We start from the raw sequence: 21,742 nt of genomic DNA on the forward strand, positions 1-21,742 counted from the left end.
ATTCTCGTTTCAAAAAAAGTTTTAGTGGCAACCGCCAGAAAGTTTAATAACAAAAATGCTTTGTGGGATCTCTTGTAATGAGCTTAGCATGGCCTTTTTAAGTGCAGGCATAATATCTTGATATTCACCAAATAAAGTCGTGCTCATTGCGTTCACAGTCACAGTGGTATTAGGCATATCTTTAATATCATCTATAAATTTCTTTACCGAAGCTCTATAGCTTTCTTGCAAAGGGTAGAGGCTTATATCAACTGAAATTTTCATTTATGTAAGCTCCAAAAAAGGGGCTCATTAGAGCCCGTTGTCTTTATTAAAAATAAACTCTTCCTGTAACACCGATTTGACGCGGGTCGCCTAAACGGTAATATTCTGAAGGATTTGTATACGGTGCGTTAAAGTCGAAATAGTATCCACGAGTGGCATATTTTTCATCAGTAATGTTTTTTGCCCAAAGATAAATTTCGTAATCTTTATTTTCATACCCTATACGAGCATTGATTAAATGGTATGGTTTAGATTCTGCTGAATGGGTGGTATCAAAATAAAATTTATCAACCGCAGTGATATCTGTTTGAGCATAAAATCCATTATTTGAACGGTACTTAGCACCGATATTTAACTGATAGTTAGGAGCATGAGCAAGCTCTCGATTACTAACATCGAATCCAGTATTTAATGGTGTTCCAGATACATTGGTTTGTAGTAAGCCAACGCTTCCGTAAAAATTAAAGGCGTTTGTTGCCTGCCAATTAAAGTCGGCTTCAAGTCCATAATTAGATGCTGTATCAAAGTTTTCTGTATAAAACACCCAGTTAGTACCACTGTTTGGATCATAGCTATAGCCATCTATTTGAGGGTTGTGGCGATCCATGTAGAAGGCCGTTATATTGGTTGTAAGCTTGTATTTTTGGAAATTAGAATTTAATCCAATTTCATAATTCATCAGTGTTTCGGCGTCATAGCTTAAGTATTTATCTGGTGTTCCAGCAGGTTGGCCTGCATTAAAGCCACCAGCTTTATATCCACGTGTTACTCCAGCATAGGCTGTATATGTTGGATTATAAATATAGCGATAAGTTAAGCTGGCTCCCCAAAGAGTCTCATTTGGTGAATAGTCTTCATTTGCATTATTTGAAAAGCTGCTATTATCATTTTCTAGACGTAAGCTAGCACTAATGGTTGCTTTTGAAGACATGGCATAATCAAGTTGGCCAAAGCCAGCTAATTTGGTCATGCTGAAGTCACTGCTAGATGTGCCGTAATATTCAGTCTTGTTTTTTTCATCTAGTTTTGAAGCATAAACACCAATTAGCCAATCGGTATTTCCATTAATTTTAGAGCTTTCATTAGACGTAAGTCTTACTTCTTGACTATAGGTGTTACGACTTTTGGTGTTTGAGTAGGTACCATATGAATTGGCTGTCCAGTCTTCATCATAGCTATAACGCATATCTGAAATAACCATACTGGTTTTGCTTGTTAAGGTAAAGTTTGGATTTGCTTTAGATACTAGCTTTACAGAGCCGCCATTAGAAAGTTGAGTGTCTTTACCTGGTTGGTCACTTAACGTAGTAAATGTATTATCTCTTGACCAAGCGTCATAACCATTATTTAAGTCTGCATGTAATATTGATACATCAACGGTAGTATCGGAATCAGGGAAGAAGCGTAACTTTCCTCGTAAGGTTAGTTCATCACGTCCATTGGTGTCGGTTCTGTTTAGAGTCTTATTGTCTCTAAAACCGTCACTGTTGTGTTTAAACAGTGAGAAACGGTATTGAGTTGCGTCCTCTTTAGAGCTAACAGGTCCACTAGTCATAAACCCAATTTCTTTTAGGTTATCTTGTCCCAAGCTAGTTTCAGCCATGCTTTCTTGGTATGGCGTAGGATTGTTTGATTCAATATGAATTAAACCACCAATCGCGCTTTGGCCATAACGTGTGTTTTGTGGGCCGCGTAATACTTCAACTTGTTTTACATCAAATAGATTGGCAGCCATACCAATGCCGCTAAAATCCATATCATCAACTGAAAAGCCAACGCTTGAATTTGGTGCACCAGTGTACTCATCTCGTTGTCCAATACCACGTATTTGAATGTGACGAGCATGTGAGCTTTGACCCGAAAAGTTTACGTTAGGCGTTTTTAAAAGGACGTCATCAAATTCAATTGCACCTTGGTCTTGCAGATCTGCTTGGGTTTTTACGTCAACACTGGCAGGTATGTCTTGCTTGCTTGCTTCACGCAAGTCTGCACTGATAACAACAGGTTTGAGTTCGTCTGCAAAAGAGGGATTGCTTGATAATGAGGCGAAAATAGCCAAGGTGATAGGCTTAAGTTTGTTGGTCATGCACTTTCCTTATGGGCAAGAAAAGACAAGTAGATATAGACGAGAAAAGATAAAACTAGCCTGCTCAAAATGCTTGAGCAAACTCAATGATGATCTTTTTGACTAGATAGTGCCTTTCCTACGCCAGTATTATCTGGATCAGGTTCAAAGGGTCTTTCAGTAACTTAGAAATCTCAGGTCGTAAATGACCACCCCTGGCAAATTAAGGTTTTATAATTAATCCTTAATGAGTCGAATATTTGGTTTAAATTTTTTGCGGATTGTACAGTAAATTTGTATAAAATGGAAATCAACTGAATGCTTAGGTGTAGATGTGATTTACATAAGTAAAATTTTATAAAAGGGTCAGTAAATGTCTGAGAGTACAAAACCAAATATTAGCAAAGAGATTATGCAACGTCTTAAATCTTTAGATGATTTACCCCATTTTCCTGATGCACTTATGAGGTTAGAGCAAGCATTAACTGAAAATGAAGATTTGCCTATGCAGGATATCACTCAGCTAGTTGCACAGGATCCGCGTCTAGTTGCTGGCTTAATTGAGATGGCAAATAGTGCAAAATATATGTCGGGTAGCAAAGTAACTGATTTATCAGATGCTGTGACAATGATTGGTTTAAAAGAGATGAGATTGATGGCACATCTCATTAATTATCAAACTTCTTTTAAACGCAAACCTCCCTTTAGCGATACACATTTCCTTAAACACGCATTTTTATCGGCATTAATTGCTCAAAAGTTAGCTCAATATTTAAAGTTAGATGCAGGTGAAGCCTTTTTAGCTGGTCTCATGCGTGATATTGGTGTGTATTTACTCGCCACTGAGGATAGAGATAAATATTTGGAAGTTATTAAAGAAACAGATTTTGATATCTCCAAATTGCCACAGGCTGAAAACAAAATGTTTGGTACTTACCATGCATTAATGAGTGCTCGATTATTACAAGAATGGACGTTCCCAAATGAGGTGTTAATGGGGGTGGCGTTTCACCACAATCCAGAGAAAGCAGACCCTCGTTTTCAGCCTTTTGCTTATTTAACATTTTTGGCTGAACATGCTGTATTCAGATTAGGTTTTGATAACGGTATAGCAGATATTTTAGAAGGTGACATAGAAAACCCTCCCGCAAAACTTATAGAAGCCTTAGCTTTTTTTGATATGAGTATTGAAACGTACGATGAAATATCCCAGCTTGGCTTGGCAGAAGCCGATAAAATGGGAATGTAAGCTCGGTTAGGTTCAATATCGCCTGTGTTTTTAACATACTTCACTTTGCAACAAAAAATTACCAGGCCTGGTAATTTTTTTTACATAGATTATTGGCTCTAGAAATAATTAAGATATGTTGATGTAAATTCTAGATAAAGTGTATTAGAAAGTGCTAAAATAGCGGGCTTAATTTTCAAACTATGTAAATTTCAAAAATAAGAGACTAAATCAATGCCAATCATTACGTTACCAGATGGTTCTACTAAACAGTTCGACGACGCTATTTCAGTTATGCAAGTGGCTGAAACTATTGGTACGGGACTGGCAAAGGCTACGGTAGCGGGACGTGTGAATGGTAAGCTAAAGGATGCAAGTGATTTAATTACTGAAGATGCAAGCCTAGAAATTATCACTATGCGAGATGAAGAGGGCGTTCATATTATGCGCCACTCTTGTGCCCATTTATTGGGGCATGCCTTAAAACAATTGTATCCAGATGTGAAAATGGCAATTGGACCTGTGATTGACAATGGATTTTATTATGATATTGATTTGGAATATAAAATTACGCCTGATGATTTGAAAAAAATCGAAAAACGCATGTTGGAATTGGCTAAAACCAAATACCCAGTTGTTAAAAAGATGTTGTCTCGTGAAGAGGCTGTAGCCACATTTGAATCTCGTGGTGAAGACTATAAATTAGAATTGATTCGTGATTTACCGAACGAAACAGAATTTGGTTTTTACTTTCACGAAGAATATATCGACATGTGTGTTGGGCCTCACTTGCCAAACATGGGCTTTGTAAAAGCACTAAAACTAACGCATGTTGCTGGTGCTTACTGGCGTGGTAATTCAGACAATAAAATGTTGCAGCGTATTTACGGTGTGGCCTTTCCTGATAAGCAATCTTTAAAAGATTACTTACACATGATGGAAGAAGCAGAAAAACGTGATCACCGTAAACTGGGTAAAACATTAGACCTGTTTCACGTTGAAGATTTAGCTCCAGGTATGGCTTTTTGGCATCCAAAAGGAATGACTTTATATCGCATTGTGGAAGAGTATATGCGTGGTCAGTTGGTTGCTAATGATTATGATGAGATTCGTACCCCATTGATTTTAGATCGATCTCTATGGGAGAAATCAGGGCACTGGGATAAATTTAAAGACAATATGTTTACTACAGAAACGGATAACCGTGATTATGCGGTTAAGCCAATGAACTGTCCTGGGCATATTCAAGTATATAACCGTCACTTGACTAGTTACCGTGATTTGCCAATTCGTATTGCTGAGTTTGGTACTGTGCATCGTAATGAGCCATCTGGAACATTACATGGTTTGATGCGAGTTCGTTCATTTACTCAAGATGATGCTCATATTTTCTGTACAGAAGAACAGATTAAGGAAGAGGTGCAAGGTTGTATCGATTTAGTATTTGAAACCTATGCAGATTTTGGTTTTGATAATATTGCAGTTAAATTCTCAACCCGTCCAGAACAGCGTGTAGGTTCTGATGAAGTTTGGGATTTAGCAGAAACAGCCCTTGAAGACACGCTTAAAGATGCAGGTTTAGATTATAAGTTACAGCCTGGTGAAGGTGCGTTTTACGGTCCAAAAATTGAATTTCAATTGAAAGACTGTATTGGTCGTGTTTGGCAGTGTGGAACGATTCAGCTTGATTTCTCAATGACTCAAGCAGAGCGTTTAAATGCTACTTATATTGGTCAAGATAACGAAAAACATCACCCAGTGATGATTCACCGTGCAATCTTAGGATCTCTAGAGCGTTTTGTCGGTATTTTGATTGAACACTATGAGGGAAGATTCCCAACTTGGCTGGCTCCAGTTCAAGCTGTAATCGCACCAATCTCTGAAACCCACAATGAATATGTGGTCGAAATGACTAAAAAATTGAAAAAACATGGGTTTAGAGTCGATTCGGACTTGAGAAATGAGAAGGTTGGGTTTAAAATTCGCGAACACACTATGCAACGTGTTCCATATATTTTGGTCGTAGGTGATCAAGAGATGGAAGAAGGCAGTGTAAATGTTCGTGCAAGAAACGGTCAAAATCTAGGTTCATTTAGCTTTGAACAACTTGTAGAACTATTTAATAACGATATTGCTAATTTAGGACGTGTTGTCGAAACACAAAACTAGCATTTTGTTACGCCTGCTAATAACAGGCAAAAAAAAGAATTTAATTAATTGGAGGATATTGCTATCGCAATCAGAAGAGGTGGTCGTGGAAGACCGCAACAACCAGAAGCACCAAAAGATAGAATTAACAAGGCAATTACTGCTACACCAGAAGTACGCTTAATTGATGCAGAGGGTGAACAAGCGGGTGTTGTATCCATTCAGGATGCATTAGCACAAGCGGCAGAAGCTGGGTTAGATTTGGTTGAGATTACTGCGAAAGCAAGTCCTCCAGTTTGTAAGATCATGGACTATGGTAAATATCTTTACCAGCAGCAAAAAAAGCAGCATGAAGCTAAGAAAAAGCAGAAGCAAGTCCAGGTTAAAGAGGTTAAGTTTCGCCCAGGAACTGAGGAGGGAGATTATCAGGTAAAACTACGCAACCTGGTGAAATTCCTAGATAACGGTGATCGCGTCAAGGTAACTATATGGTTCCGTGGCCGTGAAATCACTCATAAGGAACTGGGACTTAAAATGTTGGAACGTATTAGGGATGATATTCAAGAGGTTGCTACCGTTGAACAAATGCCTAAGATGGAAGGTCGTCAAATGCAAATGATGGTCGCTCCAACAAAGAAAAAGCAAGCTAATTAGTTTTAATATTTTTTAAAGCAATTAATTGCAATACAACAGCTGGGGCTTGCTCGTTTAATTATGAGTAGGTTTCTGGTGCAGCTCCCTCAGTGCTGTTCGTTGTTCCGAGAATAAACCTAAATTATTAGGTTTAATTTAAAAACTGAAAGTGGCTCAATTTGTTGAGTAACACTTAAATGCGGAGTTTCATTCAATGCCAAAGATGAAAACAAATAGTAGTGCTAAAAAGCGCTTCTCGAAAACTGGCTCAGGTCGTTTCAAATGTAAACAGTCTCACTTACGTCATATTTTGACTAAGAAGTCTACTAAGCGTAAGCGTCAACTTCGTTCTGGAAGTATGATTCACGATCACGATGTAGCGATGGTTCGCCGCATGTTACCGTTCGCTTAATTGGAGATTTGAAACAATGGCAAGAGTTAAAAGAGGTGTCATCGCACGCCGTAGACACAACAAAGTATTAAAAGCAGCAAAAGGTTATTACGGAGCTCGTAGTAAAGTTTTTCGTGTTGCTAAACAAGCAGTAATTAAAGCGGGTCAGTATGCATACCGCGACCGTCGTACTAAGAAACGTCAGTTCCGTCGTTTATGGATTGCGCGTATTAACGCAGCAGCTCGTATGAACGATATGACATATAGCCGTTTCATTAACGGATTGAACAAAGCTGGTGTTGCAGTTGACCGTAAGGTTCTTGCTGACATCGCTGTTCATGATGCAGCAGCATTCACAGCTATCGCTGAAAAAGCAAAAGCTGCTTTAGCGTAAATAGTGTTACTAGGGTGACCTAGTTTTTAAATAGGGGACTTTGGTCCCCTATTTTTTTTATTCGAAATGCTATGTATTTAGCAGTTAGAAAAAAATAGCGATGCAAGATTTCACTGACCAACACTAAAGTAGGTAAAGTGAACTGTTTCATAACTATTTCAAACTATAAAATACCGTTTAGGACATTAATTAATGCAAGAACGACTTCAAAATATTGTTTCACAAGCGCAAGCAGCGGTTGCTGAAGTAACGGATTTATCTAAATTAGACGAGCTAAGGGTTCAGTTCCTGGGTAAAAAAGGCGACTTTACTGAACTGATGAAAACCTTAGGTAAGCTTTCTGCAGAAGAACGCCCGAAAGCAGGTCAGGTGATTAACGAGGCAAAACAAGTAGTACAAAGCTTGTTAAATGCCAAAAAGAAAGAACTTGATGATGCTAAGTTGGCTCAAAAGCTTGCAGAAGAAACGATTGATATTACCCTTCCTGGTCGTGATGCTGACGTTGGAAGCTTACATCCTGTTACCCGAACATTAGCCCGCATTGAAACTCTCTTTTCTAATGCCGGTTTTGATGTTGAGACAGGGCCAGAGATTGAAGACGATTGGCATAATTTTGAAGCGTTAAATATTCCTGAAACGCATCCAGCTCGTGCAATGCATGATACTTTCTATATTAATGAGAATACGGTTTTAAGAACGCATACTTCTGGTGTACAGATTCGTACGATGGAAAACAAAAAACCGCCTTTGCGTATTATTGCTCCTGGCCGTGTTTACCGTTGTGACTCTGACCAAACGCATACCCCAATGTTTCATCAAGTGGAAGGTTTGATTATTGAGAAAAACGCCAGCTTTGCTCAGTTACGTGCTTTATTAATTGAATTTTTACGTCAGTTTTTTGAAGATGAAAACTTAAAAACCCGCTTTAGACCTTCTTATTTTCCATTTACAGAGCCTTCTGCCGAGGTAGATATTGCTACCGATTTATTTGGTGATGGACGTTGGATTGAAGTATTGGGTTGTGGAATGGTTCATCCAAATGTTTTGAAAAACGTGGGTATTGATCCTGACGAATATACTGGTTTGGCATTTGGTTTAGGTGTTGAACGTTTAGCGATGCTTCGTTATAACGTAAAAGATTTACGTCAATTCTTTGAAAACGATCTTCGTTTTTTACAGCAATTTAAATAACACCAGGCCTGGCATGTCCTGTGGCTATAAAGCCTTGTGAGCATAGGGTAAATTAGGTATAGAGAATAAAATATGAAATTTAGTGAAAATTGGTTAAGAGAATGGACAAATCCTAACTGGGATACCAATACATTATCTGAAGAATTAAGTTTAGCAGGCCTGGAAGTTGATGATATTGAGCCAGTAGCAGGTCAATTCACCAACGTGGTTGTTGGTCATGTGCTGTCAGTTGAAAAACACCCAGATGCAGACAAATTAAATGTTACTCAAGTAGATGTTGGCGAAGAAGAGCCAGTGCAGATTGTTTGTGGTGCAAAGAATGTTGTTGCAGGAATGAAAGCCTGTTGTGCAATGGTTGGTGCTGTATTGCCTGGCGACTTTAAAATTAAAAAAGCCAAATTACGTGGTGTACCTTCAAATGGTATGCTGTGCGGTGCTTCTGAACTAGGTTTACCTGATGACGGTGTAGATGGTTTACATGTTTTACCTGCTGATGCACCAATAGGTATGGATATCCGTGAATACCTGGATTTAGACGATAGTTCTATTGATGTTGATTTAACCCCTAACCGTGCTGATTGCTTCAGTGTTTTAGGGTTGGCTCGTGATGTTCATGCTATTAGTGGTGCTGAGCTAACTCAGCCGTTTGAAGATCAAAATATGGCTGGTTCAAGTGCTTGTAGTCAAAAAGTTGTGGTTAATGAACCACAAGCTTGTCCTAAATATTTAGGCTGTGTGGTAACAGATTTTGATACCAACGCGAGCACGCCAGCTTGGATGGTGCAAAAGCTGCAACGCTCAGGTTTACGTTCTCTAAGTCTAGTGGTTGATATTACCAATTATGTTCTTTTAGAGCTAGGTCAACCAATGCACGCATTTGACCAAGATAAATTACAAGGTAATGTTGAAGTTCGCATGGCTAAAGCTGGCGAGTGTTTAACTACGCTTGATGAAAAAGAAATTACCTTAGCTGATGATACTTTAGTTATTGCCGATGACAGTGGGGCTATTGCTCTTGCAGGTATTATGGGAGGTTTACCAACTTCTGTTACTGATACTACGAGTAAGATCTTCTTTGAATGTGCTCATTTTTCACGTTTAGCCATTACTGGTAAAGCACGTCAGTACGGTTTGCATACAGATTCATCAATGCGTTTTGAACGTGGTGTTGATCCTATGTTGCCAGAACGTGCTTTGAACCGTGCATTGCAGCTATTTACAGAAATTGCTGGTGGTAAAGTTAGTGCATTTGAAGCCATTGTTTCTCAAGAAAGCTTACCAGAAATCGCAGTCATAGAATTACGCCGTGAAACCATTGCAAGCCGTTTAGGTGTAGACGTTGCAGATGAACAGGTTGAACAAATCTTTAAAGGTTTAGGTTTTACCATCGAATCTAATGATAAGGGGTGGACTGTAACAGCTCCTTCATTCCGTTTTGATATGGCTATTGAAATGGATTTGATTGAAGAAATTGGTCGTGTTTATGGTTATAACAATTTACCAGAAACTCCTGTTATGGCGCCAATGACTCTAAATGAATTAGATGAATCAGAACAATCTTTAAGTGCACTTAAAGATGCCTTAGTTCAGCGTGGTTATAGTGAGGTTGTAACTTATAGTTTTGTTGCTGAAGATAAGCAACATGCGATTGCTCCTGAGTTGCCTTATGTATTGCTTAAAAACCCTATTTCAGATGATATGAAAGCGATGCGAACTACTTTGTTTCCTGGATTACTTCAGACGATGGCTTATAACCAAAATCGTCAGCAGACACGTGTGCGTTTATTTGAAACTGGATTGGTTTTTTACAAAAACGATCAAGATCCAACGGGTGCGACTCAAATCCCAATGTTTGCAGGGGCTATTGTCGGTTCGGCAAAAAAATCTGGCTGGGATTCTGATTCACGCAACGTTGATTTCTATGACTTGAAAGGCGATGTTGAAAACTTATTAAGTATGAGTCATCAACTTAATAGTGTACGTTTTGAACCTTGTAATAATTCAGCTTTACATCCAGGTCAATCCGCCTCTTTAATAAAGGATGGCCAAGAGATTGGTGTGATGGGGCAGTTACATCCTCAGCTTGTTAAAACAATGGGGGTAAGCGGAACGGTATATATGTTCCAAATTCGTCAAGATGCCTTGATGACAATGAATGTACCATGTGCACAGCCTATTTCTAAATTCCCTGAAACACAGCGTGATTTAGCATTTGTGGTAGAAGAAAGCTTGCCTGTTCAAAAGTTAATTGATGCCGTAATTGCGGTAGATTCTGATATTTTACAGTCCGTAGAAATCTTTGATATCTATCGTGGTCAAGGTATTGAAGAGACACAAAAAAGTGTGGCAATTACGTTAAAAATACAACATCAAGAGCGCACTCTTCAGGATGAAGAAGTCGAAACATTAATTAATGAAATTTTGGCATCGGCTAAAAAATCGGCAAATGCAGAGCTTCGTTAATTTAAAGAAGTAATAATAGAAGAACTAAACTAAAATTAGGAAAACCCTATGACATTGACTAAAGCAGATATTGCACAAGATCTAGCCGACACGTTTGGCTTTAATAAGCGTGAATCTAAAGAGTTAGTTGAACAATTTTATGATGAAATTAGTGATGTATTAGTATCTGGTGAACAGATTAAACTATCTGGTTTTGGGAACTTTGAACTACGTGATAAAGCTCCACGTCCAGGAAGAAACCCAAGAACAGGAGAAGATGTTCCAATTTCTGCACGAAGAGTGGTAACATTTAAGCCTGGTCAGAAACTACGTGCGCAAATAGATAACAATGGCTAAACCCAAAAAAAACAGTCAATTTGCTGAGCAACTTGAAATTGAGTTGCCAGATAAAAAATACTTTACCATTGGTGAAGTGGCTGATATTTGCCAGCTGAAATCACATGTACTGCGTTACTGGGAGCAAGTTTTTCCGCAACTTGAACCCAGTAAGCGTCGTGGTCGTCGTTATTATCAAAAAAATGATGTTGTATTGGTGTTAGAAATTAAAAGCCTATTACAAGATCAAGGTTTTACAATCCCTGGTGCAAAATCCCGTCTATCAAAAAGAGAGATTGATGTATCGGATACGACGAGCTTGAATAGCGACCAAAAAAACACAGTCGAACTACTTCAGCAAATGAAAAGTGAGCTAGCAGAGTTTAGAAGCTATATAAATAAGCGTTTTCAATAGATTTATTTAAATAGCTATTCAACTTTACCAGGCCTGGTATGTATGCCCTGTGACCATACAGCCTTGTGAGCATAGGGTAAATTGGTAGAATCTCCCAATCTTAATATTACCTAACAACATTATTTAATGTTAATAACTGCCTAATGTATTTATTCATGCTTTAGGGAAGTTTTAATAGGTACACATCTAAATCGGAATGTAGCGCAGCTTGGTAGCGCACCACACTGGGGGTGTGGTGGTCGCAGGTTCAAATCCTGTCATTCCGACCAATTTATAAATAAAAACCTTTATTTTTCAATGTTTTATGTTAATTGCATATTTTGTATGTAACTAGGTTGTAACTAGGTTTTATCATTATTTATCCTCTTGTTTATTTAGTGTCCTCTATACTGTCCATTGCGGACACCCAAGGTACTACCCTTAGGTGTGCTTAATCCCTTTATTTATAAGGGTTCTAGGCGTTTAAAGGTATTCTTCAATGTGAGGTTTTGTCCTGCTTTACTGTATCCGTTTAGAGCCGCTTCACTTCCGCTAATTGAGAGTCAGTTAGAGCATCAAAAGCTTCTGTCAATTTGTAACCATCTTTAGTTTTCTCAACAAGACCATCTCTAATGAGTCTTTTTCCAGGCATCTGATGAACTACATTAGTTTTATAGTGTTTAACTAAATCTGAATCTCTTAGAGCAAAACTCTCAGCTATATCTTGCTTAGTAGCATGCCCCTTTTTTTCAAGAAGAGTTAACAAGAATACGGGTTTGTATACGTGACTCATTCTTAGTTTAGTTTTGGACTTAAGAAAGTCTTTGAGTTCTTCATAGGTTTTCATAATGAGGTGGCTTTTAATTTATTTAACTTTATTAAGGTGAGGCTCATAGGTAAATACTTATAAACTTTACAATAAGCTAGTTTTTTGTTCTACTTATTTTTGCTTACTTTAAAGCTAGTTCTTGGAGAACAACAATGAAACATATTTTATCTATAGTATTTATAACCTTATTGTCTTTTAACATAAGTGCAAACACCACTCAATCTAATGAGCTATTCAAGCCCTCAAACAATACTGAGCAGTCCGATAAGTGCAACGCTTTAAAGGCTGATGGAGCTACAAAAGAGCAATTAGCTCAAAGAGGGTGTTGCTCATGGCATCAAGGTGTTTGTGGCTGCTCTAACGGAAGAACAACTTGTTGTGATGGAACTACAAGCCCATCATGTACATGCCATAAGGCTGATGAAGGAAAGTCTGAAATATAATGATTAAAAGCTTATTTCTTGTATGTCTAGCGTTAGTCTTTAGTTGTTCGGCTAATGCTCAGATAGCCTCAAGTTTCTCTAAGGCTAAATCTAATCTTTATAAGAAAGTCGAAGGCAACTCAGGGTTGACCTTTTATACCAATTGTTCATGGTCGAAGAAGAAGGTAGACCTTGAGTCTTGTGGTCTTCAAAACAGCTTCCCTAAGAAACACCTTAAGAGAGCGTCAAGAACCGAAGCTGAACACATTATTCCTGCGAGTTGGATGTATAAGATAAATGGTAAGTATCGTGAGTGCTACACAAAGGCAAAAGCCTTAGGTGAGAACGCAAGAAAATACTGCCAGGCTAACGATATCGATTACCGTAATGCTCATAATGACCTAATGAATCTAGTGCCTGCTGTTGGTCAACTTAATGGTGAACGCTCAAATAAACCCTATGCAGAGGCTGTTAGTGGAACTAAAGAGCATACCTACAGAGGTAATGGTAAGGTGTTTAGGATAACAAGTCGTGTGGCTATACCTGATAAATCTATTCGTGGTGATATTGCCAGAATAGGGTTCTATATGGGTAAGACTTATGGTGTGACTTACAGTAAGCGTCAGTTAGAGTTATTTAAGAAATGGGATATGGAAGACCCTGTTAGTTCGGAAGAACAAGAAAGGATGAGTAGGGTTTTTAAGGTACAAGGGAGATAGGGTTAGAGTTAAAGAAGTAAGTTCTTGGGAAATAACTTTATTTTCTATTAAGTCTTGATTAGACATACACCTAATTATTAAGGTCTCTAATAGTAATCTTATTATGATTAAACTTTAATAGGGGCTAAACAAACTAGGATACACCATTGAATAGGTATAACCTATAGGTAACCTTAGGTGGTCTTAAGACTTATCTTTTATGATAAATAAGTAGGTATAAGCCCCTAAGATTGTCCTTTTTGTTGTCTATTCTATCTCCTATGGTGTTTACATTAGGTTACCTTTATATCTGTTGCGTTAGATTGAAGAAGGCTATTTTTGGTCTTTTGGATTAACAGGTTACAGGTGCTTAATACCGTCATGTAGTATTGAGCTTGTCTTTTGTTAACACCAATAACCTTCATGATTAAGCTAGAAGTAAAGTAAGGAAGACCCTTGTATAGATTTAAGATTTTTTTAGCAGATACCAGCTCTGTTAGGTTTTTTGATTCAGCCCTATAAGATTGAACAGCACCTTGTATTATGTCTTCTGCTTCAGAATAGAGGTGTCTTCCTGCGAGTGGGTTTTCTAGAACCTTAATTCTTGAGTCAGTAAAAGCAGGTATTTCTTGCTCTGTCACACATTCGTCGCCATCTTCTGCGATGACTTTTTCAAAGTAACCTTCAAGTAACTCTAAGTCTTCGTCATCTTCGGGTAGTGTTGCTATCTTTTTCCTGTTTATCCAGGAAGGTGGTCTTGTCTTTAGTGTGATTTTTCGTGGGTCAAATCTATTTAAATCGGTGTGTTTGCGTTCTGGTTTTAAGGAATTGTTTAATTTTTGAGTGTTCACTTTAAAAGGCCTCATTTTCTTACAGGCACAGCAAAGCCTCCCAGAGGGTTTAATCTCAGGATTTATCGCTGTACGGTATTAGTTAGATTAGGTTTAGTTTAGGTGTACTGGTTCAGTGGAAAAGGTGAAGTAGTGCTAGGGAGGGGTAACTACTTTTGATTACTATTGGTTTCGTTTGTCTTTTCTAGAAAGATTTTAGAGTCTGCTTCAATATAGTCTGCATCAAGTTGCCGTATTTGATTTTCTAAGCTTTCTAGTGCTTGGAGTGTCAATGGGTGTTTATCACCTATTTTAAACAGTAGATTAAAAGTATCTTCTAGTTTGCAAAGACGTAGGTTGATGTTGGCTAATTCATCATCGTTCGTTCCAAGAGTTTGTCCCTTGTAAATCACCCTCGTTTTTCCAGTTAGACTTTTTATTCTGTTTCTTTTTGGAAGAGTGGCTTTAGTAGGGTCTTTGCCATAACTAATGTTTACCCCTTTGGGAACAAATAAACATGTATTAGGGCTGTATATCCTTTGGCCTCTTGACAAGATGTCCTTGTCTAGTTGCCAACCATCTTGATAGTTACTCTCCTCATGAAACCACTTAGCGAAATTTTGGTAGTTCCGCCATTCTTTACAAACTGTTACGTCTATATATGCATTCTTCATTTCTTTTCCATAACAGCGGCTTAGCATTGCTGCCCATTTTTTATAGGCTGTTGTTCCTTCTTTATACTTTCCTACACCAATGTATCCAATACCTTCGACATAAGGCTTCATTGGGTTTTTTATTCTTCCTGTTTTAACGCTAGATCTTGGGACTGTTTTTGTATTTCCTGTTTCTGTAAACTTGATAACCAGATTTCTTGAACCATTGTCTTCTATGACAGAGGCATTGCATCCTTGGGCTGTAGTAAATTCATAACCGACTGTAATCTCAGTTTTATTAGTGTTTTTCTTGGCAGTTGTCATGGTTTTCTCCTCTTACAGTTTCATTCATTTGTTTGTGTGCATTGGTTATTAACTTAGTGATAACTTGAGAGTTATCTAATGTTTGGCCTTGGTCGCTATAGGCTCTCTGTATGTCTTTGAATTTATCAAAGATAGGTAAAGGTAAGCCAATAGTGCGAAAGACCTTAAAGTCTTCATTTTTCATGGTTACTCCGTAGTTAGTTTTGGTTAGGTTTAACTAAGGCAAGAAGATGCTCATGGGTGAGGGTCATCCCTCAAGGTTGCACTTCTTTTCCTCTATAGGGAGTGTTTTATTCCGTGGAATGGATTTTCTTTTATTCCATAGGGGGGGGTTAAAAACATGGAGTAATATCAATAGGTTACAGAATGGTTAAATTAAGGCATTAAATAGCCTTTGAGTGGTCTTTTATTTATTGCAGGTGAATGCCTAGGTTTCACTCAACAAGCCCCATGGTGAGGCTTATATTGGCTTATAGGTTTACCTGTTCTGTAGAGGCTAACCTAAAGAAAAGCCCCGAGACTTCGACACATGTATGCCCACATTGTTCATACTGTTCTAATAGGTCTTTACCAGGTTTAGCCATGGGTGTCAGGGTGATAGTCTCTAGGTCGCTGAGGTACTCAGGGGTGAGTGGGGTGGTATTAATCTTGTTCGTTACTTCACAGTAGTAATGTTCAATCATGGGGTCTCCTTTAGTTCTTCTAGGTTGTGTCGGGAGGTCTTATGATACACAAGGAAAAGATAAAGTAAATCCTTAATAATCAATAGGTTAGTGTTACAAAGTAGACTAAAGAAAAGAGGGGTTAGAGTGTACTAAGGGTTACTTTAGGTTGAAGTCTGCCATTAATCTTAAATAAGAATGATTATCATCTAGCAGGCATAGAGGTGAGGGGCATAAGGTGTAATGACGCTTTAGGGAGCTTCGATGTTTAACCTTTTAATTAATCGGCTAACAGTCATCGGCTTAAAGTCCTTACCCTGGGCAGTCTTGTGGCCTGAGGTATTCAAAGCGTTAGCGATTGCCTCAAGGCTCATTTGGTTTTTAACCATGGGGGTGAGTAGACCTTTAAGTTTACTTGCAAAGCTGTCTGCTTGGTCTCTTCTTGCCTGGTTAGCCTTAGCAGTAGAGCCTCTAAGTCCTCCTTGGTTATGAGGTCTCCCTTCCTTCTTAGCTCTCTCTCTAGCTTCAAGCATAGCGGCCTTAGTTCGCTTAGAGATAAACTCTCTTTCCTGTTCAGCTAAAGCCGCATAGATATGCAACTGAAACTTATCAGCATTAGGCATCTGAGCCACTTTTAGGTTTAGCCCCTTGTCATCCATTAGGTTAGCCACAAAGGACACTTTACGGCTTAATCTATCTAACTTAGCAACCAATAGGACAGCACCCTCAGTCTTAGCTAATCTGATAGCTTCATTCAGTTCTTTTCTATCTGAGTTAGCCCCTGAGTCAACCTCTATAAACTCTGCTAGGACTTTATATGGTGTCCCTGAGTAGTTCTCAAGGTATAGCTGAATGTCACGCTTCTGTGCATCTAGGCCAAGCCCTGAGTCTCCTTGCTTCTTAGTTGATACACGGTAGTAAGTAACGTATTTAAGCATTGTTAATAGCTCCTATAAGATAGTTGATAACAGTCTATCATTAGAATTTAACAGATTGCAAGGTTCCTTGTGTATGTTATGGATAGGAAGGTTTAGGGACTCCTAAGCTAAAAAGCACCCCCATGGGGTTAGTCAAAAGGTCGCTTCAAAAAAAGGGGATAAAGGGAATTGCTGTAGTTGTAGTAATAGTGGTAGTATTGCTTATTTATTTGTGCTGTAAATGGAACGAGAGTGAGTATTCATCCTTCTTTAGATAATCAGATGTTGAGTGAAGAGCATTGCTTTCTCTGTGGAGCTGAGGCTAATGATATGACGGAAGAGCATGTCATGCCGAAATGGTTACTCAAAAGTTCTGGTTTATGGGACAAAAGACTGACATTGCTAAATGGGACTTCTATACCTTACCGATTGCTGAAGGTTCCATGTTGCTCTTCATGTAATAATGAGCATTTATCTAGGCTTGAGATGATAATTAGAGGAGCATTTGAGGAAGGCTATTCTACTGCTATTAAAATAGATAAAGAGCTATGGTTTCTGTGGGCGGCTAAAGTTATCTATGGTATTTTGAGAAAGGAATTTTCTCTTCTTGCTGATAGGTCTCTTTCTGGAAGCGAGTCTATTATGAGTGAAGAAGATATAAGGTCATTTTCACATTTACATCTATTTATGCAATCCATAATTGGTAGACACAAGTTTGGTGATTCAGTACCGTATACAGTTCTTATTTGTAAGCTTCATGACCTTGGGGAAGAGTTAAATTTCGACTTTAGAGATAGCTTATATCAAAAGACCTTTTTAATAAGAGTTGGGGAGGTTGGTATTATTGTTAGCTTGGAAGATGGAGAGCTTATTAAGGAAACGTTTGGTCGGTATGTTGATGAAGTTAATGGTAGGTCTTTACATCCCCTGCAATTTGATGAGTTATACGCTAAAGTTAAATACCAAGTAAGTCTATTAGATTCTCCTCTGCGGTTTCTTACTATTTCGCCAGCCAATGGTGTTGGTGAGGTGATTACTTCGGTTATAGGTTCTCAATATGTTAGCCAGTGGAACCAAGAAGATTATTCAAGAGTCTTAGAGTTAGAGCTTGAGCCATGGGTAAAGAGAGGGGTTATTAAAAAGATAGAATTTGTGCCTCCTGATAAAGTACCTTCTTGGATGGTAGACTCCTTAGGAAATATATTGATTTTAAATAAGGATGATTGTGTTTCAGCTTAGTTCTAACACGATGTCAATCTACCTTGATTGGGACAAGATAGTTCGAGGCTTAGAATGTCCTAATGGTCTCATAAAGTCCAGCCAAACCATACTAGCGTAAGAAGAGGTTCATAACCGATGCTTAGTAGTCTAGATTTAACATCTTTATTAAGTCCACTTGCAGTGCCTTTTGGTTACTTGCTCTTATTTTTGATTCTAGTAGGTCTTTTTAAATCCCCTTGGTTCAAAGGAATGCTTGGGGAAGCCATAGTCAATCTTATAACCAAGCTTTCACTAGACAAGAATGTCTACCATCTAATCAAAGACGTAACGCTACCCACAGAAGACGGTGGTACAACTCAAATAGACCATATCATCGTCTCGCCTTACGGTGTCTTCGTGGTCGAGACTAAGAACATGAAAGGTTGGATATTCGGTAGTCAGCACCAGAAAACATGGACTCAGAAAATCTACAGGCAGACTTTCAAGTTCCAGAACCCAATCCATCAGAATTATAAGCACGTTAAGACCCTTGAGTCTCTTCTAGAGCTAGAGGATAACCAAATTCATTCTGTTGTTGTTTTTATAGGTGACTCTCACTTCAAGACTGATATGCCTCCTAATGTCACTCATGGTTTAGGCTATGTAAGATATATCAAGTCTAAAACTGAGCCTGTACTATCAGAATGGGAAGTTAGACGTGTTACTGGTCTTATCGAATCAGGGCGTTTAGAACGCTCTATAAAGACCTCTAGAGAGCATGTTGAGCATCTAAAGACTATTAAGAAGGTCAAGCCTGTAGATACAACTCTTAGATGTCCTAAATGTGGTAGCTCTATGGTCTTACGCACGGCTAAACGAGGGAGTAACGCTGGGAATGACTTTTGGGGGTGTTCTAAGTATCCTAAGTGTCGTGGCATTATTAGTAAGTAGAGGTGTAAGTGCATGGATTATTTTGAGAACATAGTTAAACGGTTGCTTGAAGAGGAAGGGTATTGGGTCTTTCAATCAGTTAAGGTTAACCTCACTCGAGAGGAGAAAGCATTAATAGGTAAGTACTCTATGCCTAGGCCTGAGATTGATATTGTGGCATTTAAACCAAAGGGAAATAAGCTTCTTATTATCGAAGCTAAATCTTATTTAGATAGTCAAGGTGTCAAGTATGCTGAACTCAACCAGTCTTATGAGATTCCCGAGGGAAGGTATAAGTTATTTACTCTGTGAGAAGTACCGAAAAGTTGTCTTTAACAGGCTTGTTGATGACTTTATAGATAAAGGGCTTTTGAGCGACTGTCCTGTGATTGAATTTGGGCTAGCTGCGGGCAGGTTCAATAGTAAAGATGAAAGATGCTATATCATCACTTTTTGATAAGCAAGGTTGGCGCTTGATTTACCCCTATGTATATCGCAGCTTCAATAGAGGCTCTTGCAAGTAGTCCTTATGAAAATGACCCTTATGTGATTGCATCGAAGCTCATACACAGGCTTCGTTGACAAGGTGATTTTTGTCTGTCTAAAAAGCTCTTTCTTTTTATGGGGTTTGCTCAAGATTCGCTTAAAAAGAGACTAAGAGTAGAAGTGTTGGACTCGTATAGGTGCTAATAATATGATTACTAAAGAAATTTTTATTTAGTAAATAGAATTTTTTTCAAAAAAAAATCCTAACGCTCCACAGACTTATCCACAGGCCAACAACCAAGTTCTTATAGGGGTTTATGGGTTTTTTCCACAGTTTAACGTTTGAAAAAAGTCTCTATAAAGTGCAATTTAAGTACTTGCGCGACATTCTCAAATCTACTATATTTGGTTTGAGCCTTGGATTTCGGGAACTATATCTTGTGGAATGAGGCGGGGAAAAGACAGGCGCAACAAATGAGGTACGCCTGACTCTGGTATCGAGTCAATAAATAAATCGAAACCTAGGAAATTCTGATTTTACTGATTTTTTGCCAGTTTGTCGATAAAACCTCCAAAAACTATATAAAGGAGGTAAGCATGAAAATGATGTGTGAAAAAAACAAAGTCGTTTTTGTTACAGCATACACGCGTCGCCGATTAGGCCGATGTGAAACTGTAAGACAGCATTGTCGTCGTTTACCACGATAATTTAGTTTAAAGCCTTCCTGTTAAAGGAAGGTCTTAATTTAGAATAAAACAGACTATTTGGAGGTGTCAAATGTCTAATGATGATTATAACGTTTATAAGGGTTCTGATGGAAAGTGGCGTGGAAAACGTCAAGATGCATCAAGAGCTAGTGTAGTTGGTTCGACACAAGAAGAAGTGTTTAATGCTACCAGGGATTTAGCAAAAAAGTCTGGCTCAGAAGTTTCCATTCACCGAGCTGACAACGGACAAATCCGTGATAAGCATAGTTATGGAAATGACCCGAGAGGGACTAAAGGCTAATCATTATATCTACAAACAAGGAATGGCCTTGACTGCTTTATAGAGTCTATCAAGGCCATATCCATGAAAGTACGTCTGAAAACTCTCAGAGCGAATTGACCTTGTGTGGCCTGTAAGCCAATCAATTAACTGAGGTTGCTCGGGAAAATGATTGTGCAACGTCGTGCTGAAAGTATGTCTTAGGCTGTGGAGGGGGTGGCTATCCGCAAACGCTTTACCATAAAGTTTTATTGTGGCTTTAAGCCTATGGTTACCAAAGGTGTTAGGTGCAAAGTCAAAGCCATTGAAGTCCTCTAAGTGAGGCTCAAGCTCAGGGTGTATTGGAATAAAGCGTGTAGAGTTAATTGTCTTACCCTTACCGTTCGGGGCAATGGAAAAACACTTGATGTACCCTTCCTCTGATTCCTTAAGGACAATACTAGAGGCTGAAAGGTTAAATAGTTCTTCTCTGCGTATTCCTGTGTAATAAGCAATAAGCCATACTAGTTTAAACCTCTCAGGTAAGGCGTTTAAAATTGCCCTAGCTTCTGAAACGCTAAAAGCTTCTCTCTGTTTGCTTCTCTTCGTTGAAAGGTTAGGTTCCAAGAAAGGGTTGTTACTGGACACCATATTCTTACGTTTAACAGTTTTAAAAATAGTTGATAGAGCTGTAATGTCGTTTTTTACTGTTTTGGTCGTGACTGTTCTTAATCTGTACTCAATATACTCATCAACGGTTTTGGTATCTATCCAGTTAAGCTCAATGTCGGCTACACCTAAGAATTTAATGAATTGATTTACTGCATTGTCAAAGCTGTTTATATATCTTTGTGCTTGTGCGTTAGCTTTGGCTTTATGTTTGGAAATTTCTAGTGCTTGTAAGAGGGTAGCTTTGATAGGCGCATCTGTTTTGCCACTAGCTCTATCTAAGTAAGCTTTAAAGGCTAATATCATTGGGTCTTTTTTGTATGCAGGGTCAAGTTTCCCTCCAAGGTCATAAGTGTCTTCAAGGCTATCTAAAGCACACCAAATATTTTCTATCGTTTCTCTGGTTGCACTCGCTGGGTGTCCTTCGTATTCAACAAGCTCTCTGTAAGCTTCCTCATAGTCAGTGATTAAGTCGCCTCTAATTATAGCTTCAAGTTTTGCATTTTCTGCATCTCTTAATTTGAGGGCTACTTGGAGTGAATCAGTTTTTAATGATTTGCGTATGACCTTTTTCCCTGCATATTTTGGGTGGTCTTTAAGTTCTGCTGGGACTCTTCTTTGGTAAGTCCAGGTATTGAATTGTTTGGTTAGGTGTTTCGGCATGATTTA

Annotated in this window: 22 protein-coding genes, 1 tRNA gene, 1 pseudogene and 1 riboswitch; of the genes and pseudogenes, 16 read left to right on the forward strand and 8 right to left on the reverse strand. The window is 38.5% G+C overall.

The window, feature by feature from the left end:
* Positions 1–21: 21 nt before the first annotated feature.
* Positions 22–264 carry a YkoF family thiamine/hydroxymethylpyrimidine-binding protein gene (locus ACORJQ_RS05690; protein WP_321326785.1) on the reverse strand — a complete coding sequence of 81 codons (243 nt, stop codon included), beginning with the start codon at positions 262–264 and terminating at the stop codon, positions 22–24.
* Positions 265–310: 46 nt separating this feature from the next.
* Positions 311–2,350 carry a TonB-dependent receptor gene (locus tag ACORJQ_RS05695; protein WP_321326787.1) on the reverse strand — a complete coding sequence of 680 codons (2,040 nt, stop codon included), beginning with the start codon at positions 2,348–2,350 and terminating at the stop codon, positions 311–313.
* 97 nt (positions 2,351–2,447) lie between these two features.
* Positions 2,448–2,556: riboswitch (TPP riboswitch) on the reverse strand.
* 146 nt (positions 2,557–2,702) lie between these two features.
* On the opposite strand from ACORJQ_RS05695, the gene ACORJQ_RS05700 reads away from it, so the two are divergent.
* From ACORJQ_RS05700 to ACORJQ_RS05745, 10 genes are all read left to right on the forward strand, one after another.
* A complete protein-coding gene (locus tag ACORJQ_RS05700; RefSeq protein WP_321326789.1) occupies positions 2,703–3,578 on the forward strand; it encodes an HDOD domain-containing protein in 876 nt (291 codons plus the stop codon).
* 213 nt (positions 3,579–3,791) lie between these two features.
* On the forward strand, positions 3,792–5,726 hold the full coding sequence (gene thrS, locus ACORJQ_RS05705) for a threonine--tRNA ligase (protein WP_321326791.1): 1,935 nt from the start codon (positions 3,792–3,794) through the stop codon (positions 5,724–5,726).
* A gap of 69 nt (positions 5,727–5,795) precedes the next feature.
* Positions 5,796–6,359, forward strand: coding sequence for a translation initiation factor IF-3 (infC, locus tag ACORJQ_RS05710; protein WP_321326848.1), 564 nt, complete (start codon positions 5,796–5,798; stop codon positions 6,357–6,359).
* 193 nt (positions 6,360–6,552) lie between these two features.
* Complete coding sequence (gene rpmI, locus ACORJQ_RS05715) at positions 6,553–6,750, forward strand: 50S ribosomal protein L35 (RefSeq protein WP_081696406.1); 198 nt, start codon at positions 6,553–6,555, stop codon at positions 6,748–6,750.
* Between the two features lie 16 nt (positions 6,751–6,766).
* Complete coding sequence (gene rplT, locus ACORJQ_RS05720; protein WP_040728104.1) at positions 6,767–7,123, forward strand: 50S ribosomal protein L20; 357 nt, start codon at positions 6,767–6,769, stop codon at positions 7,121–7,123.
* Positions 7,124–7,315: 192 nt separating this feature from the next.
* The gene (gene pheS, locus ACORJQ_RS05725) at positions 7,316–8,314 is read left to right on the forward strand and encodes a phenylalanine--tRNA ligase subunit alpha (RefSeq protein ID WP_321326796.1); all 999 of its coding nucleotides are present in this window, start codon (positions 7,316–7,318) and stop codon (positions 8,312–8,314) included.
* A gap of 72 nt (positions 8,315–8,386) precedes the next feature.
* Entirely contained in the window at positions 8,387–10,777 is a 2,391-nt protein-coding gene (pheT, locus tag ACORJQ_RS05730; protein ID WP_321326798.1) for a phenylalanine--tRNA ligase subunit beta, read from the forward strand.
* A 48-nt stretch (positions 10,778–10,825) separates the two neighbouring features.
* Entirely contained in the window at positions 10,826–11,113 is a 288-nt protein-coding gene (locus tag ACORJQ_RS05735; protein ID WP_040728109.1) for an integration host factor subunit alpha, read from the forward strand.
* On the forward strand, positions 11,106–11,507 hold the full coding sequence (locus ACORJQ_RS05740) for a MerR family transcriptional regulator (protein WP_321326800.1): 402 nt from the start codon (positions 11,106–11,108) through the stop codon (positions 11,505–11,507). Before ACORJQ_RS05735 ends, ACORJQ_RS05740 begins: the two co-directional genes overlap by 8 nt.
* Positions 11,508–11,699: 192 nt before the next feature.
* Positions 11,700–11,776, forward strand: a tRNA-Pro gene (locus tag ACORJQ_RS05745).
* Between the two features lie 242 nt (positions 11,777–12,018).
* Here ACORJQ_RS05745 and ACORJQ_RS05750 read toward each other — a convergent pair.
* A complete protein-coding gene (locus ACORJQ_RS05750; RefSeq protein ID WP_321326801.1) occupies positions 12,019–12,333 on the reverse strand; it encodes a hypothetical protein in 315 nt (104 codons plus the stop codon).
* A 424-nt stretch (positions 12,334–12,757) separates the two neighbouring features.
* Between ACORJQ_RS05750 and ACORJQ_RS05755 the strand changes: the two genes are divergently transcribed.
* A complete protein-coding gene (locus tag ACORJQ_RS05755) occupies positions 12,758–13,456 on the forward strand; it encodes an endonuclease (RefSeq protein WP_321326803.1) in 699 nt (232 codons plus the stop codon).
* A gap of 272 nt (positions 13,457–13,728) precedes the next feature.
* On the opposite strand, the gene ACORJQ_RS05760 is transcribed toward ACORJQ_RS05755, so the two are convergent.
* The 4 genes from ACORJQ_RS05760 to ACORJQ_RS05775 form a co-directional block, all read right to left on the reverse strand.
* Positions 13,729–14,286 carry a hypothetical protein gene (locus ACORJQ_RS05760; RefSeq protein WP_321326804.1) on the reverse strand — a complete coding sequence of 186 codons (558 nt, stop codon included), beginning with the start codon at positions 14,284–14,286 and terminating at the stop codon, positions 13,729–13,731.
* Between the two features lie 149 nt (positions 14,287–14,435).
* The gene (locus ACORJQ_RS05765; RefSeq protein ID WP_321326805.1) at positions 14,436–15,242 is read right to left on the reverse strand and encodes a hypothetical protein; all 807 of its coding nucleotides are present in this window, start codon (positions 15,240–15,242) and stop codon (positions 14,436–14,438) included.
* A complete protein-coding gene (locus ACORJQ_RS05770; RefSeq protein ID WP_321326807.1) occupies positions 15,217–15,426 on the reverse strand; it encodes a hypothetical protein in 210 nt (69 codons plus the stop codon). The genes ACORJQ_RS05765 and ACORJQ_RS05770 overlap by 26 nt, the downstream gene beginning before the upstream one ends.
* Positions 15,427–16,155: 729 nt before the next feature.
* A complete protein-coding gene (locus ACORJQ_RS05775; protein ID WP_321326809.1) occupies positions 16,156–16,842 on the reverse strand; it encodes a recombinase family protein in 687 nt (228 codons plus the stop codon).
* Positions 16,843–17,073: 231 nt separating this feature from the next.
* Here ACORJQ_RS05775 and ACORJQ_RS05780 point away from each other — a divergent pair, with 231 nt between their 5' ends.
* The 5 genes and pseudogenes from ACORJQ_RS05780 to ACORJQ_RS05800 all read left to right on the forward strand — a co-directional run bounded on the left by ACORJQ_RS05780 (position 17,074) and on the right by ACORJQ_RS05800 (position 20,446).
* The gene (locus ACORJQ_RS05780) at positions 17,074–18,060 is read left to right on the forward strand and encodes a hypothetical protein (RefSeq protein ID WP_321326811.1); all 987 of its coding nucleotides are present in this window, start codon (positions 17,074–17,076) and stop codon (positions 18,058–18,060) included.
* 231 nt (positions 18,061–18,291) lie between these two features.
* A pseudogene (locus ACORJQ_RS05785) lies at positions 18,292–18,567 on the forward strand (nuclease-related domain-containing protein); the annotation flags it as partial.
* 84 nt (positions 18,568–18,651) lie between these two features.
* A complete protein-coding gene (locus tag ACORJQ_RS05790) occupies positions 18,652–18,972 on the forward strand; it encodes a topoisomerase DNA-binding C4 zinc finger domain-containing protein (RefSeq protein ID WP_321326850.1) in 321 nt (106 codons plus the stop codon).
* Between the two features lie 12 nt (positions 18,973–18,984).
* The gene (locus ACORJQ_RS05795) at positions 18,985–19,263 is read left to right on the forward strand and encodes a hypothetical protein (RefSeq protein WP_321326813.1); all 279 of its coding nucleotides are present in this window, start codon (positions 18,985–18,987) and stop codon (positions 19,261–19,263) included.
* A gap of 952 nt (positions 19,264–20,215) precedes the next feature.
* Positions 20,216–20,446 carry a DUF2188 domain-containing protein gene (locus ACORJQ_RS05800; RefSeq protein ID WP_321326815.1) on the forward strand — a complete coding sequence of 77 codons (231 nt, stop codon included), beginning with the start codon at positions 20,216–20,218 and terminating at the stop codon, positions 20,444–20,446.
* A 9-nt stretch (positions 20,447–20,455) separates the two neighbouring features.
* On the opposite strand, the gene ACORJQ_RS05805 is transcribed toward ACORJQ_RS05800, so the two are convergent.
* On the reverse strand, positions 20,456–21,736 hold the full coding sequence (locus ACORJQ_RS05805; RefSeq protein ID WP_321326817.1) for a DUF6538 domain-containing protein: 1,281 nt from the start codon (positions 21,734–21,736) through the stop codon (positions 20,456–20,458).
* Positions 21,737–21,742: the final 6 nt, after the last annotated feature.

The organism is Thiomicrorhabdus sp. (assembly GCF_963662555.1).
Taxonomy (GTDB): Bacteria; Pseudomonadota; Gammaproteobacteria; order Thiomicrospirales; family Thiomicrospiraceae; genus Thiomicrorhabdus.